This is a genomic window from Archangium sp. (genome assembly GCF_057119385.1).
The window spans coordinates 96892-110829 of the sequence record NZ_DBNGVP010000120.1 but is presented as its reverse complement, the minus strand read 5'-3'; the positions used below and the strand labels follow the sequence as shown (position 1 = coordinate 110829).

The 13938-nt window shown below is 69.6% G+C and carries 11 protein-coding genes; 4 read left to right on the top strand and 7 right to left on the bottom strand.

From position 1 onward, the window contains the following. Window positions 1-27: 27 nt before the first annotated feature. Entirely contained in the window at window positions 28-1848 is a 1821-nt protein-coding gene (locus tag AC16DP_RS29815) for an Hsp70 family protein (protein WP_329730896.1), read from the bottom strand. A 160-nt stretch (window positions 1849-2008) separates the two neighbouring features. Here AC16DP_RS29815 and atpH point away from each other — a divergent pair, with 160 nt between their 5' ends. The 3 genes from atpH (at window position 2009) to atpA (ending at window position 5886) form a co-directional block, all read left to right on the top strand. Further along, on the top strand, window positions 2009-2554 hold the full coding sequence (gene atpH / locus AC16DP_RS29810; protein ID WP_329730897.1) for an ATP synthase F1 subunit delta: 546 nt from the start codon (window positions 2009-2011) through the stop codon (window positions 2552-2554). Window positions 2555-2728: 174 nt separating this feature from the next. Beyond that, the gene (locus AC16DP_RS29805) at window positions 2729-4174 is read left to right on the top strand and encodes a sensor histidine kinase (protein WP_329730898.1); all 1446 of its coding nucleotides are present in this window, start codon (window positions 2729-2731) and stop codon (window positions 4172-4174) included. A 164-nt stretch (window positions 4175-4338) separates the two neighbouring features. Continuing rightward, a complete protein-coding gene (gene atpA / locus AC16DP_RS29800; RefSeq protein WP_483956898.1) occupies window positions 4339-5886 on the top strand; it encodes a F0F1 ATP synthase subunit alpha in 1548 nt (515 codons plus the stop codon). A gap of 124 nt (window positions 5887-6010) precedes the next feature. Here atpA and AC16DP_RS29795 read toward each other — a convergent pair whose 3' ends face one another. From AC16DP_RS29795 to AC16DP_RS29770, 6 genes are all read right to left on the bottom strand, one after another. Next, entirely contained in the window at window positions 6011-6337 is a 327-nt protein-coding gene (locus AC16DP_RS29795) for a hypothetical protein (RefSeq protein WP_329730490.1), read from the bottom strand. Between the two features lie 17 nt (window positions 6338-6354). Further along, window positions 6355-7317, bottom strand: a complete 963-nt coding sequence (locus AC16DP_RS29790) for a hypothetical protein (RefSeq protein ID WP_329730491.1) — start codon at window positions 7315-7317, stop codon at window positions 6355-6357. 39 nt (window positions 7318-7356) lie between these two features. Beyond that, entirely contained in the window at window positions 7357-7869 is a 513-nt protein-coding gene (locus AC16DP_RS29785; RefSeq protein WP_329730492.1) for a hypothetical protein, read from the bottom strand. A gap of 6 nt (window positions 7870-7875) precedes the next feature. Then, complete coding sequence (locus AC16DP_RS29780; protein WP_329730493.1) at window positions 7876-8625, bottom strand: hypothetical protein; 750 nt, start codon at window positions 8623-8625, stop codon at window positions 7876-7878. 11 nt (window positions 8626-8636) lie between these two features. Further along, window positions 8637-9788, bottom strand: coding sequence for an AAA family ATPase (locus tag AC16DP_RS29775; RefSeq protein ID WP_329730494.1), 1152 nt, complete (start codon window positions 9786-9788; stop codon window positions 8637-8639). Window positions 9789-9901: 113 nt separating this feature from the next. Then, window positions 9902-10753: an HAD family hydrolase gene (locus tag AC16DP_RS29770; RefSeq protein ID WP_329730495.1), complete on the bottom strand. Its 852-nt coding sequence runs from the start codon at window positions 10751-10753 to the stop codon at window positions 9902-9904. 558 nt (window positions 10754-11311) lie between these two features. Here AC16DP_RS29770 and AC16DP_RS29765 point away from each other — a divergent pair. Then, window positions 11312-13891: a sensor histidine kinase gene (locus tag AC16DP_RS29765; RefSeq protein WP_329730496.1), complete on the top strand. Its 2580-nt coding sequence runs from the start codon at window positions 11312-11314 to the stop codon at window positions 13889-13891. The last annotated feature ends 47 nt before the right edge of the window (window positions 13892-13938 follow it).

Sequence of the window (13938 nt, the reverse complement as noted above, 5' to 3'; positions counted from 1 at the left end):
GCGAGGGGAAACAGGCGCGGTAGGAGCTCAGTCCCGGCGGCCGGAGAGCAGCTGGGTGAGCTGGCGCGCCACCTGGGCGCACTGCTCGGCGTCGCGGCCCTCCAGGGCGGAGTAGCCGGTGGCCAGCAGCGAGCGCACGTTGATCATCGCCGCGTCCGCCTCGTCGCTGGGGTTCTCCTCGGCGGTGCGCTGCAGCAGCTTCGCCAGCTTCTCGCCGCGCTCCAGCAGCTTGCGGAACGTCTCCTCCGTCTTCTTCGCGTCCGCCTGGGCCTGCCGCTGCGCGTACGCGGCCTGCTCCTTCACGAGCCGCTCGGCCTCCTGGCCCGGCAGGTGGGGGCGGGCCTCGAGCTTCACCGCCTCGCTCAGTCCCGTCTTCAAGTCCGTGGCGCGCACCGACAGCGTGCCCTCGTTGGACAGCTCGAACGTCACCTCCAGCGGCGTGTCCGCGCGCGAGGCGCCCTGGAGGTTGCGCAGCACCACCTCGCCCAGCTTGCGGTTCTCGTCCTGCATCTCGCTCTCGCCCTGGTAGATGGGGATGCGAGCCTCCGTCTGCCCATGGCGGCCCGGGTGGAAGACGTCCTTGGCCACCACCGGCACCGAGCTGTTCCGGGGGATGAGGTGCTTCACCCGTCCGCCCATCACCCCCACGCCCAGCGAGTTGCCCACCACGTCCAGCAGCAGCGCGGCGCCCGACTGGCGCGCCAGCTCGTCCGCGTGGATGGCCGCGCCCAGCGCCACCGCCTCGTCCGGGTTCACGTCCGTGGAGGGCGCCTTGCCGAAGAAGTCCGTCACCAGCCGGCGGATCAACGGCACCCGCGTCATGCCGCCCACCAGCAGCACCGTGTCCACCGCGTGCGGGTCCATCCCCGCTTCCTTCATCACCGACTCGCACACCGCGATGCAGCGCTTGGACAGCGGCTCGCACAGCTGCTCGAAGAAGTGGCGCGTCAGCGCCGTCTCCAGGCCCGTCAGCTTGCGCGCCGGCTGGGTATGGTCTCCCAGCCCCTCCAGGGAGATGAGCGTCTCCTCGTACTCCGTCAGCTCGCGCTTGGCCTGCTCGGCCGCCACCTTCAGCTTGTGCATGGACACCACGTCCCGGTGCACCAGCTCGCGGTGGTTGTCGTCCACCTGCGCCAGCAGCCACTCCACAATCTTCAGGTCGAAGTCCTCGCCGCCCAGCGCCGGATCTCCCCCGGTGGCCTTCACCTCGTAGACGCCGTCGGTAATCTCCAGGACGGTGACATCGAAGGTGCCGCCGCCCAGGTCGAACACGAGCGCATGGCCCTGGAAGCCGCGAGACAACCCATAGGCGAGCGCCGCGGCGGTGGGCTCGTTGATGAGGCGGATGGCGTCCAGCCCGGCGATGGTGGCCGCCTCGCGGGTGGCCTGGCGCTGGCTGTCATCGAAGTTGGCGGGGACGGTGATGACGCATTGGCTCACCCCGCGCCCGAAGAAGGCCTCGGCGTCCAGCTTGAGCTCACCCAGAATCATCGCCGACACCTGGGTGACGGGCACGGTGCGCCCGGCCATCTTCACGCGCACGTCCCCGGTGTTGCCGCCCGCCAGCGGGTAGGGCACCACCGCCTTGGCCTGCTGCACCAGCTCCGGGGTGAAGCGCCGCCCGATGAAGCGCTTGGTGGCCCACACCACGCAGTCGGGGTGCTCCTTCGCGAGCTCCTGGGCCTTGGTGCCCACCACGCGCTCGGCCAGCTTGGGGGTGAGTCCCACCACGGAGGGTGTCAGCCGGCCTCCCGAGCGTGAGGGGATGATGCGGGGCCGTCCCTCCTCCACGGAGGCCACGGCGCTGTTGGTGGTGCCCAGATCGATGCCGATGACGGGGTCGCGCATTGAAGGAAGTGCATGATACGCCGGAGATGCGAGGTTCCGGAGGCCCCCCGTGCACCCCTCCTGACGGGTACAGCCCCAGGGGAACTTATTGGAGACCCCGGACGGGGAACACGGCGCGGCGTTGCCCCCGGCCGGGGGGCGTGCTAAGGGCCGCCGCGCCATGGTGAACGTGTCAATCGCCCGCCGTTACGCCCGCGCGCTCCTCGACGTCGCCACTGAAGCTGGCCGCGCCGATGCCGTGTCGGAGCAGCTCACTTCCTTCTCCAGCGCCGTCGGCCAGAACCGCGAGCTGGCGGACGTCCTGTTCAACCCGGCCTACACCCGCGAGCAGCGCGCCCGCGTGGTGGAGTCGCTCCTCAAGGCGCTCGGCCAGGTGGAGCCCGTGCTGGCCAACAGCATGCGTCTGCTGGTGGACCGCAACCGGCTGGGCTACCTGCCGGACATCGCCCGCCTCTACCGGGACATGGTGGACGCCCAGGCCGGCCGCGTGCGCGGCCACGTCACCAGCGCCGTCCCCCTGGCCGCCGACACCCTCCAGTCCCTGGCCGGCACCCTCAAGCAGCTCACCCAGCGCAACGTGGTGCTGGAGTCCCGCGTGGACCCCTCCGTCCTCGGCGGTGTCGCCGCCCAGGTCGGCAGCACCCTCTATGACGGCACCCTGCGCACCCAGCTCGAGCAGCTGCGCCGCGAGCTGAAGCAGCGCTAGCCGTCTCGCTCGCTGGACTCCCGAGGAACCCGTCCTGTCGGTTCCTCCCCACTTCCCGGCAAGCCCGGTATTCCCAGCGGGCCGGGGAAAGGCTATGGTGTGACCACACGGGTCCCAGGCCCGTGGTCCATCACCATGGCGCAGCCCGTCCTCCAACGCTCACACGCAGCCCTTATGGCCCCTTCTTTTTCCGAGGAGGCCCAGCAGTGTTTCGGGGCGCTACTCCATGCGTCGGGCCTCGGATTGGCCTTCCTGGACCGGGAGCTGCGCTTTCGCTTCGTCAGCACCGCGTTGATGACCCTGAGCGGGCTGCCCGGCAGCGCGTACGAGGGCCGCACCACGGGCGAGGTCTGGCCCGGGCTGACCAAGGAGCTGACGCCGCTGCTGCAGCGCGCCCTGGCTGGTGAGCAGGTGTCGGGGGCGCGGGTGTCGGGCCAGTTGGGGAGCTTCGCCGCGAATGCCCACGTGCGGCACTTCCGGCTCACCGTGCTGCCGGCGTCCTCGGGCGGACTGCGCACGGGCGTGGGGGTGATGCTGGAGGACGAGACGGAGCGCGTGGAGCGGGAGCTGGCCCTGCGCGAGAGCGAGGAGCGGCTCAGTGGCCTCGTCGCCGTGTCGTGTGACGGCTACTTCCTGCATGACGCGGGCCTCATCCTCGAGGTGAGCCGTCCGCTGGCCAACCTCTTCGGCAGCCCGCCGGAGGAGATGGTGGGCCAGCCGCTGGCGCGCTGGGTGGCGCCCGAGTCCCGCGAGGCGGTGCAGCGGGCGGTGTCCCGGCAGGTGGAGTCCCCGTATGAGCTGACGGGCCTGCGCGCCGACGGCAAGCGCCTCTTCCTGGAGGTGCTGGGACGGCCGGTGGAGTTCTGCGGACGCACCGTGCGGATGACGGCCGTCTGGGACATCAGCGCGCGCAAGGCCTCCGAGGAGGCCGCGTCCCGGGCCGATGCCTTCCGCGAGCAGCTCCTGGGCGTGGTGGGTCATGATCTGCGCACCCCGCTCTACGCCATCCAGCTCAGCACGGGCGCGCTCCAGCGCGGCGGGGGGTTGAACGAGACCCAGGCCCGGCAGGTGACGCACGTGGCCACGGCGACGCGGCGCATGGAGCGGATGATCCACGAGCTGCTGGACTTCACGCGGGCGCGGCTGGCCGGGGGGATTCCGGTGAAGCCGGTGCCGCTGTCGCTCGACAAGCTGCTGGAGCGGGTGGTGGAGGAGTTCCAGGTGTCGCACCCCGCGCGGCTGATCGTCTCCAAGGTGGAGGGGGACGTGCGGGGGAGCTGGGACGAGTCGAGGCTCGGCCAGCTGCTGGACAACCTGGTGGGCAACGCCGTGCAGCACAGCCCCGAGGACACGCCGGTGGAGGTGAAGGCGGTGGGGGTGCCGGACGGCATCACCCTGACGGTGCGCAACGAGGGCCCGCCGGTGCCGCTGGAGGAGCGGGCGACCTTGTTCGAGCCCTTCAAGCGGGGCAAGCGCGCCAGTGGCGATGGGCTGGGACTGGGCCTCTACATCGCCCGGCAGATCGTGGTGGCCCATGGAGGCCGCATCTCGGTCGAGTCCGGAGTGGGCCTGGGCACGCGCTTCATCGTGTGGCTGCCGCGGCACGCCCCGGGCTCCTGAGAGGGAAACCCCCTCCCTCCAGTGTCGCTTACAGCGCCGATGACAACCGGTGCCCGGGTGGGCCCTTGCGCGTTGCGGTGGGGGGGTGCGCGTGGTAAGGGGGCCCCGCCATATAGGTTTCTCTGGCGGCATTCCCACCGGCCGCCCCTGTGCAAGGACGCAAGATGGAAATCCGCGCCGACGAGATCAGCAGAATCATCCGCGAGCAGATCAAGGACTACGGCAAGAAGGTCACCGTCGCCGAGACCGGGACCGTGCTCTCCGTGGGCGACGGTATCGCCCGTGTCTACGGCCTCGAGGGCGTGCTGTCCGGCGAGCTGGTGGAGTTCTCCAACGGGGTGAAGGGCCTGGTGCTCAACCTCGAGGAGGACAACGTCGGTGTCGCCATCATGGGTGACTTCAAGGACATCCGCGAGGGTGACCTGGTCAAGCGCACCTCGCAGATCGCCTCCGTGCCCGTGGGCAAGGGGCTGCTGGGCCGCGTGGTGAGCCCCCTGGGCGAGCCGCTGGACGGCAAGGGCCCCATCACGTCCACCGAGGTGCGCCGCCTGGAGGTGAAGGCGCCCGGTATCGTGAAGCGCAAGAGCGTGCACGAGCCGCTGCAGACGGGCATCAAGGCCCTGGACGCGCTGGTGCCGATCGGCCGCGGTCAGCGCGAGCTCATCATCGGTGACCGTCAGACGGGCAAGACGGCGGTGGCCATCGACGCCATCATCAACCAGAAGGGCCTGAACGTTTACTGCGTGTACGTGGCCATCGGCCAGAAGCAGTCCACGGTGGCCCAGGTGGTGGAGAAGCTGACGCGCGCGGGCGCCATGGAGTACACGGTGGTGGTGACGGCGAACGCCTCGGACCCCGCGCCGATGCAGTTCTTCGCCCCGTACGCCGGCGTGGCCATCGGCGAGTACTTCCGCGACAACAAGATGCACGCGCTCATCGTGTACGACGACCTGTCCAAGCAGGCCGTGGCGTACCGTCAGCTCTCGCTGCTGCTGCGCCGTCCGCCGGGCCGCGAGGCGTACCCGGGCGACGTGTTCTTCATCCACAGCCGCCTGCTGGAGCGCGCCGCGAAGCTGTCCGACGAGGAGGGCGCCGGCTCGCTGACCGCGCTCCCCATCATCGAGACGCAGGCCGGTGACGTGTCGGCCTACATCCCGACGAACGTCATCTCCATCACCGACGGGCAGATCTTCCTCGAGACGGACCTGTTCTTCGCCGGTGTGCGTCCCGCCATCAACGTGGGCCTCTCGGTGTCGCGCGTGGGAAGCGCGGCGCAGATCAAGGCCATGAAGCAGGTGGCCGGTACGCTGAAGCTGGACCTGGCGCAGTACCGCGAGCTGGCGGCCTTCGCGCAGTTCGGCTCGGACCTCGACAAGGCGACGCAGGAGACGCTGGCGCGCGGCGCCCGCCTGGTGGAGGTGCTGAAGCAGGGCCAGTACGAGCCCATGCCCGTCGAGAAGCAGGTGATGCAGCTGTACGCGGCCACCAACCGCGAGGACGCGAACAAGCGCGGGTGGATCCGCCAGGTGCCGGTGAGCGACGTGGTGCGGTGGATGCGCGAGTTCATCGAGTTCTCGGACGGCCGCTACCCGCAGCTGGCCAAGGACATCTCGGCCAAGCGCGAGCTGACGGCGGACATCAAGACGGTGCTGAACAAGTGCATCGCCGAGTTCAACGAGGTGTTCCAGCCGACGCCGGGCGCCAAGCTGTAATCGACGCCCCGAGCTGAAGCCGCACAGGCCCCGCGATCCGAAAGGAACGCGGGGCTTCGTGTTTCAAGACATCCCCTCTCCCCCCGGGAGAGGGACGGGGTGAGGGTATCCGGGCCCCGGGTTGCTACGAGATGACCCGTTTGGCGACCCCGAGCGCCTTGTCCAGGAACCCCGCCAGCTCCGTGACGCGAGCGACGGCCTGGGTGACCTTGTTCAAGTCATCGACGGCCTCGGAGAGGGCGTGGTTGGTCTGGTGCATGGCATCGGTGGCCTGCTTGAACTCGGCGGAGTTGGCGTCGAAGCGGGCGCCGAGCAGTTGCATGAGCAGCTCGCGCAGGCGCTTGCCGTGGGCGTTGTACTGGGCGCGGGTCTCGGCCGGCAGGGCACCACTCATCGACAGGTCGAAGCAGCGCTCGACGACGCGGGTCAACGTCTGGGTGTCGAAGACCATGGGGGCTCCTCCTGGGACTACTCCTTGGGGGACGTGCTGATGCGCTGGACGGCGGCGGCGGCGGTCTGCACGCGGCCCTGGAAGGACTGCATGGCGGCGGAGAGCTCCTCGAAGGACTCCACCTTGCGCTCGGAGCGGGCGAAGTGGAGGAGGGCCTGGTGGGCGTCGCGCAGGGCGCGGGCCACCTCCACGGGCTGGGCGACCACGAGGGCCTCGTAGGTATCGGAGGCGCGGCGGATGTCGTCGAGCACGGCGCGGCGCTCGGCGAGGGAGAGCTTCTCGCGGTTCAGGTTGTAGAACATCACCCGCGAGGCGAGGGCCTGCTTGGCCCCGGTGAGGCGCTGGGGCCCGAGCACGTCCACCAGGTCCGACTCCAGCAGGTCGAGGATGGCATTGACCTGGGGAGCGCCCTGCTCGATGGCCTTCTGGAGGGCGGCGCCCTGGCGGGCCTCCAGGAAGAGCGAGGTGGCCACGCCGAGGAGCGTGGTGACCGGCTCCACGTACCGGCTGGCGGTGGCGTCTCCCCTGCCCCCCAGCGACTCCAGCTGCGTGCCCAGGGCGCCGAGCTGTGTGCCCAGGGCCTGGGAGGCCTCGGGCAGCTTGCCGGGGTTCTCCGCGCCCGCGAGGGCGGCGAGCCGCTCGGCGTAGACGCCCAGCAGGGCGATGGCGTCCATGCGGGCCTGGATGGACTCGGGGGAGAAGAGCTTGCCCACCAGGGGCGTGGGCCGGCCCGCGGCGTCGCTGGCGAGCACCTCCAGGGAGGTGTCGTACAGCCGCTCGTCGAGGTAGAGATCGCGCTCGAAGCGGTTGAGCTCCGAGTAGTACTGGCCGAGCGCGGTGCTGGCCTCGGTGTTGCCCGCCTGGAAGCGGGCCACGGGCTCGCGGAAGCTGCCGGGCGTCTTGCAGCCGGTGGGCAGCACCAGTGCGAGCGCCAGCGCTGCACCTCCCAGGGCCCGCGCCCCTCCTCTCATCCCTCTCATGGGCTCCTCCTGCGTCGGTGTGGAGTCGACCCCTCCAGCCTACCGCTTCTGGATGACGGCGGTGCCCTCCGCGTCCTGCTCCCAGGCGGGAGCGGGAACCACAATGGTGTCCGGTGAACGCGGCGGGGGCGGCTTCTCGCGGGCGGCCTCGCGCTCGGCCTGGACCTCGGGAGGAGGGGGCACGTCCGTGTAGACGGCGAAGCGCACGTCGTAGGAGCGGATGACCTGCTTGCCAAAACCCCGCTCGAAGGGACGGGAGAGCAGGACGACGTCCGCGCCGGCCTTGCATGCCGTCTCGCGCAGCGCCTCGACGCGCCCCACCTGCCCCATCCACTGGTTGCCGTCGAGCGCCAGCGTGCCCAGCACCTCGTAGGGACGCGAGGGCTCCGAGGGTTCGACGCCCTCCTCGAAGAAGTCGAACGCACAGTCCGGCGGCTTGGAGGGCCACTTCTTGAACGGGGAGGGCTCGCGCTTCGCGCCCGGCGTGGCGGCGCAGGCGCTCGCGAGGGCTCCCACGAGGAGGAGCAGACACGGCTTCTGGACGATGGACATCACCAGCTACTCCTCCGCATCCGATGAGGTCGGGGGCTGCTGCCCGGGTACGCCCTCCAGGGGCGCAGCACCTGGCTCTGCCTTCACATTTCTCGCATCCAGCTGCGAGATGAAGAGCGCGAGACTGGGATTCTTGTCATGGACGGCGTACAGGCGCTTGCGCTTCGCATATTCGCGAGCGACCTCCTGATACGCCTTCACATTCTTCGTTTCGCTCTTGTGGCCTGAGGTCGAGAGCGGTGCCTTGTTGCGCTTGTTACGTTCGCGATTGCAGGCATCCAGGCAGCCCGTTGTCTTCGCAGCCCGATTGTCATCGTACAAGAGGGGCAGCAGCCAGCACTCGATTCCGTGTACGGCGACGGCGAAGAGGAGGCGGTGGCCATGTGCCCTCCAGAATTCGTCACCGATGATGCCCTTGAATTTCTCGGTGACGCGCATGACGAGCTCCGCCACCTCCAGTTCCCGGCCGCCTTCACGGTGGGGGACGTCGTAGCCCTTCTGCTCGGAGACGTCGGTGTCGATCTGCACCACCAGGTAGTCGTTGAACTGCAGAGCGCGCCGGTGCTCGCCAAGCTCGAAGAACTTCAGCACCAGCCCCCAGCCTCCGGGAGCGGGCTCGCTCGTCTCACCGGTCTTGTCGAGCGGCGGCTGCACGTAGTTGACGATGGGTTCTTCGTCGCCGAAGTATCCGAGCAGGATGTTGTCGACAACGATCTGGTCGGTGACCCCTTCGCCGACGATCCCGAAGCTGGGCACGTGTCACCTCGTCAGAAGTTCTTGGGCAGCCCGCCGATGTAGCCGCGCATGAACGCTTCCGAGAGCTTCATGGGTGGCTCCCCTTCAATCGGCCTGGGCGGCGATACACGACGTGCCTTGGTGTGCCCGTCCTTGTTCCGGGCGATGACGAACAAGCGCTGCTCGTCATCGGTGAGGTCGATACCGTCGAGCACGGCGGGGTTGTGCGTGGTGAGAATCACCTGCTTCTCGTACTTCTTGGCGAGCCCCGTGAGCTCTTGGATGAGGGTGGCGCAGAGCTTGGGGTTGAAGGACGCATCGACGTTGTCGATGGCGAAGAACCGGGGCGTGTCCGGGCTGATGAAGAGGGTGAGGTAGAACAGGAGGAAGAGGAAACCTTCGTTGGCGCTGCGCTGGTCGAAGAGCGCGCCTTCGGCCAGATAGCGATCGCGAATGCGAATGCTCCGCTCGCCGGGCGCGAGATCAGCAGGGAAGTCCAGGCGCTCGAACCAGTCGATCAGCGCGAGCTTGTCCATGATCTCCGCAAGGCGGGCAGGGAACCTGGCATTCAGTGCCTTGAGGTGAGCGAAGAGTCCTTCACCCTTGATTCCAAGCGGGAGGATCTGGCCCTCGGCCTGGAAGATCCGCAGATAGGAGTTCTCAGGAGAGAAGACGATGAAGCCTGGCAATCTGTCTGAATAGGAAAGCGCCGCTTTTTCAATGGCCGAACGCAGACGCTCTTCCAGCACCGACTCGGGTATCCCCAATGCCTTCACAATGTGCTTGAAGGCTTCATCGGCTTCATGCATTGAGCGCTGCATCCGGTCAGGACGATCCCAGATGGGGGCAGCCTGCCATCGCGCATAGGCTGATGTTTCCTCGGCCCACAGACGATGGGCAATCTCAACATCGTCATCCAAATGCACGCGGATGGTGATGTCACTCTGTGCGCCCTCAGCATCGAAAGCCGCCCGCATGAACATCGGCTCGGTGACGCGGATGCCTCGTGACGCCAGGAACTCGTTGTCGAGCTTGTTCTGAGCCGCGGCCGATTGGAGTGCGATCGCTTCGAGGATGTTGCTCTTGCCGCTGCCATTCGCACCGATGAACGTGTTGACCCGTCCGAGCTGCAGGTTGAGCTCCTGGATCGACTTGAAGTTCTCGATCGAGACTTCGCGAATCATGGGTGCGCTGGCCTCGTCATCGGTTCGTTAGGGTGCGCTCCGGGCGCAAGCTAGCCCTTCGCTTCCAGCGGCAGCAAGCTCCACCTCCGCTGGAATGAAGGAGCGCGTCCGCCTCAGCCGCGCAGGCGCGGGAGGATGGCACGCAGGCTCGGGTCCATGCCGCCGCGCGAGCCGAGCGCGGCGATGGCCCGGCGCTCGTACTCGAGCGTGTTGGTGCGCTGCACCAGCTGCACGTGGGCCCCGAGCGCCGCGGGCATCGCCAGGTCCAGCTCGTAGATGTCGCCAGCCACCAGCGTCGTCTCCGGCGAGGTGTCCGTCTCGTTCCAGATGCGGCGCAGCGCATCGTAGTAGCGCCCACGCCGCAGGTGGATGGGACGCACCAGCGCCTCCACGTGCATCGTCTCCGGCACGGCGGAGAAGATGGAGTCCTCCGTGGACGCCGGCTCGATGAGGAACTTGCGCGCGTCCCCCGAGACGCGCAGGCGCTCGCGGCCGCGCGGGGCCAGCTTCGTCAGCTTCGCCTCCACCGTGGCCGTGTGCGCGTTGGTGACGACGTGCACCGGCAGCCCCGTCTCCAGCAGCGCCTCCAGCACCTCCTTCGCCTCGGGCTTGAAGGCCATGCCCACCTGCGCGTACGCCTCGCGGTAGAGCGTGTCGAGCAGCGCCGCGCGCTCGGCCTTGTCCGTCTTCACCCCGAGCCGGTCACACAGCCGCCGCGCCACGAAGTTGGCCAGCAGATACGGGTCCGCCGTGGCCGGCGCCACGATGCGGCCTCCCACCTCCCAGCCATGCTCCTCGTTGCTGGCCAGCACCCCGGCCTCCACGTCCGCCCACCCCGCCTCCATCACGTCCCGGCCGAGCTCCTCGGACAGCCGCCGACGGAAGTGCTGGACGAAGGGCGCGCCTTCCGCCGCCGCGTCGGTGAACGTCCCATCGAAATCCAGCACCACACATCGAATCGCCATCGTCCTGGGCCCTCTCTGTCGCAGGAGGTAGGAAATAGGCTCCCGCCGCCCCTGGAATCAAGCCGGAGCGCGTCAGCCCGGGAGTGGAACCACTGCTGGCGCGGGCGTGTCAGACTCTCCGTGTAGAAGGGAGTCGCGGTCGGCGGAGGAACCGTGGGCCCTGGCGCCGGGGAGACGCTGGGGCCCACGGGGATGTCAGACCCTCCGAGTACAACCGAAAGTGTCGGCGCGAGGTAGGCGCCGAAAGCTCCGGCGGTCCCCTGGGAAGGCCACCGGTGCATTCATGCAGTAGGGCTGCACTTCCGCCTGGCACCTCATGGGTGCGGGGGCGGCGGGGGCGGCGCGTCCGGTTCCCCTCCCCGGGCGCGCCGCCTCAACTTTTTCGGCCCCCACGCTGAAGGTGGAGCCCTCGCCCGTTTTTCTCGGCCCCTGGGAACCCACAGGGAACACGCCGCCGGGCTGACGGATGAAACGCGCAGTGGACGACGTCCAGCCCGTCCCGCCCGCTCCCCGCCACGAGGGGACGTTATGGTGGACGCGGGGGGAGTCCACGCAGTCATGTCCCATCTCGATTCATCCGGTCCTCCGGAAGCCGCGGCCCTGCTCGCCGAACGCGAGCACCTCCGGGCGTTGCTGCGATTGATGCCCGTGGGCGTCTACATCGTGGATGCGCTGGGGCGGCCGCTGGAGTCCAACCCGGTGGCGGAGAGCATCTGGGGCGGTCCGCTGCCGCGGGTGGGGCTGGAGGGCTACGGCGTCTACGAGGGCTACTGGCCCGGGAGTGGCCGGCGGCTGGAGCCGCACGAGTGGGCCCTGGCGCGCACGCTGCGCGACGGGCAGCCAGTGGTGAACGAGGAGTTGGAGCTCGTCGCCTTCGACGGGGCGCGGCGCACGGTGCTGCACTCCACCACGGCGCTGAAGGACGCCCAGGGCACCATCGTGGGCGCGGTGGCGGTGAAGGTGGACATCACCACGCGCCGGCAGGCGGAGCACGCCGAGGCCTTCCTCACCGAGGCCACGCGCCTGTTGGTGGAGTCGCTGGACTGGGAGAGCACGCTGCAGGCGGTGGCGCGGCTGGCCACGCGCCAGCTGGCGGACTTCTGCATCATCGACGTGGTGGGCGAGGACGGCGAGCTGCACCGCCTGGTGGCCTCCGCGCGGGAGCCGGCGCACCAGCCGTTGATGAACGAGCTGCTGCGCTTTCCACCCAAGGTGGGCAGCCCGAGCCCGCTGTCGAGGGTGTTCCTCGAGGGCCGCACCCTGCTGCTGCCGGACATCTCCCGCGAGGCGCTGGCCACGATGGCGCGCACGCCCGAGCACCTGCGGGCCATGGAGGAGCTGGGGCCGCGCGCGTGCATGGCGGTGCCGCTGTCGGTGGGCGCGCGCCGGGTGGGCGTGCTCAACTTCATCCTCTCCACCCCGGGCCGGCGCTACACGGAGCGCGAGCTGAAGTACGCCGAGGAGCTGGCCCGGCGCGTGGCCTTCGTGGTGGAGCACGCCCGGCTCTTCCGCGAGGCCCAGGGCGCGCTGCGGGCGCGCGACACCACCCTGGCGCTGCTGGAGGCCTTCCTCGCCGCCTCGCCGGTGGGCATGGGCTTCGTGGACCGGGAGCTGCGCTACGCGCTCGTCAACCCGGTGCTGGCCGCCATGAATGGCAAGTCCCCCGAGGCGCACCGGGGGCACACCGTGCGCGAGCTGCTGCCGGAGCCGGAGGAGGCCACCTTCGTGGAGCGGTTGCTGCGCGAGGTGATGGAGCGCGGCGAGCCGCGGACGAACCGGAACGCCCTGATACCGGCGCGGCCCGGCATTCCCCCGCGCCCGGTGCACAGCACCTTCTTCCCGGTGAAGGTGGGCGGGGAGACGCTGGGCGTGGGCCTCACGGTGCTGGACATCACCGAGCAGAAGCAGGTGGAGGAGGGCCTGCGCTTCCTCGCCGAGGCCACCACGCGGCTGTCCTCCTCGCTGGAGCCGCGCACCACGATGGAGAGCACCGTGCGGGTGGTGGCCGAGCACCTGGCGGACTGCTGCATGCTCGACGTGCGCTCCGAGGACGGCAAGCGCCTGGAGCGGGTGGCGGCGGCGGCACGCCGGGCGGAGACCCAGCGGGTGCTGGAGGAGGCGCGGCGCCTGTCGCCCCACCCCCATCCGGACTCGCCCACCTGGCGGGTGCTGGAATCCGGCCGGGCCCTGCTGGTGTCCGAGGTGGGCGACACGCTCCTGGAGGACGACACCCTGGACGCCCACTTCCGGGCGACGCTGGCGCCGCTGCGTCCGCGCTCGGTGATGTTCGTCCCGCTCATCGCCCGGGAGCGCACGCTGGGCGTGCTGACGGTGGTGAGCCAGGACGAGACGCGCCGCTACACCGAGCGCGACCTGGCCTTCGTGGAGGACCTGGCCTGGCGCGCGGCGCTGGCGGTGGACAACGCGCGGCTCTTCCACCAGGCGGAGCAGGCGGTGGCGGCACGGGACGACTTCGTCGCCATCGCCACGCACGAGCTGCGCAACCCCCTGTCCGCGCTGAGCCTGCAGCTGACGGCACTGCAGCGGACGGTGGACGCGGGCCACATGCCCACCGAGGACAAGCTGCGCCAGTCGCTGGTGACGGCCCGGCGCCAGACGGAGCGGCTGGAGCGGCTCGTCAGCCACCTGCTGGACGTGTCGCGCGTCTCCACCGGGCACCTGGAGCTGGAGCGCGAGGAGGTGGACCTCGCGCAGCTGGTGCACTGGGTGGTGGTGCGCTTCGAGGAGAAGCTGGCCGAGGCCGGCTGCACCGCGGTGGTGCGCGCGGAGGCCCCCGTGGTGGCCAAGGTGGACCGGCTGCGGGTGGAGCAGGTGGTGATGAACCTGCTGTCCAACGCGATGAAGTACGCCGCCGGCCAGCCGGTGGAGCTGCACGTGGAGCACAGGGAAGGGACGGCGGTGCTCGGCGTGCGGGACTTCGGGCCGGGCATCACCCCGGAGATGCAGGCGCGCATCTTCGAGCGCTACCAGCGGGCCACGGGCAAGCACGCGCGCGAGAGCCTGGGGCTCGGCCTCTACGTGTCGCGGCAGATCGCCCGCGCCCACGGCGGCGAGCTGAAGGTGGAGAGCACGCCGGGCCAGGGCGCCCACTTCCTGCTCCACCTGCCGCTCGGCTGAACGCCCCTCCCCGCCGTCCCACCACCGGGTGATTGGCTTGCGCCGCG

Bases quoted from the DNA above. Each gene is read 5' to 3' on its own strand.
- AC16DP_RS29815 (WP_329730896.1), bottom strand. From the start codon at position 1,848: ATGCGCGACCCCGTCATCGGCATCGATCTGGGCACCACCAACAGCGCC.
- AC16DP_RS29805 (WP_329730898.1), top strand. From the start codon at position 2,729: ATGGCCCCTTCTTTTTCCGAGGAGGCCCAGCAGTGTTTCGGGGCGCTA.
- AC16DP_RS29775 (WP_329730494.1), bottom strand. From the start codon at position 9,788: ATGATTCGCGAAGTCTCGATCGAGAACTTCAAGTCGATCCAGGAGCTC.
- AC16DP_RS29770 (WP_329730495.1), bottom strand. From the start codon at position 10,753: ATGGCGATTCGATGTGTGGTGCTGGATTTCGATGGGACGTTCACCGAC.
- AC16DP_RS29765 (WP_329730496.1), top strand. From the start codon at position 11,312: ATGTCCCATCTCGATTCATCCGGTCCTCCGGAAGCCGCGGCCCTGCTC.
- atpA (WP_483956898.1), top strand. From the start codon at position 4,339: ATGGAAATCCGCGCCGACGAGATCAGCAGAATCATCCGCGAGCAGATC.
- AC16DP_RS29790 (WP_329730491.1), bottom strand. From the start codon at position 7,317: ATGAGAGGGATGAGAGGAGGGGCGCGGGCCCTGGGAGGTGCAGCGCTG.
- AC16DP_RS29795 (WP_329730490.1), bottom strand. From the start codon at position 6,337: ATGGTCTTCGACACCCAGACGTTGACCCGCGTCGTCGAGCGCTGCTTC.
- AC16DP_RS29785 (WP_329730492.1), bottom strand. From the start codon at position 7,869: ATGTCCATCGTCCAGAAGCCGTGTCTGCTCCTCCTCGTGGGAGCCCTC.
- atpH (WP_329730897.1), top strand. From the start codon at position 2,009: ATGGTGAACGTGTCAATCGCCCGCCGTTACGCCCGCGCGCTCCTCGAC.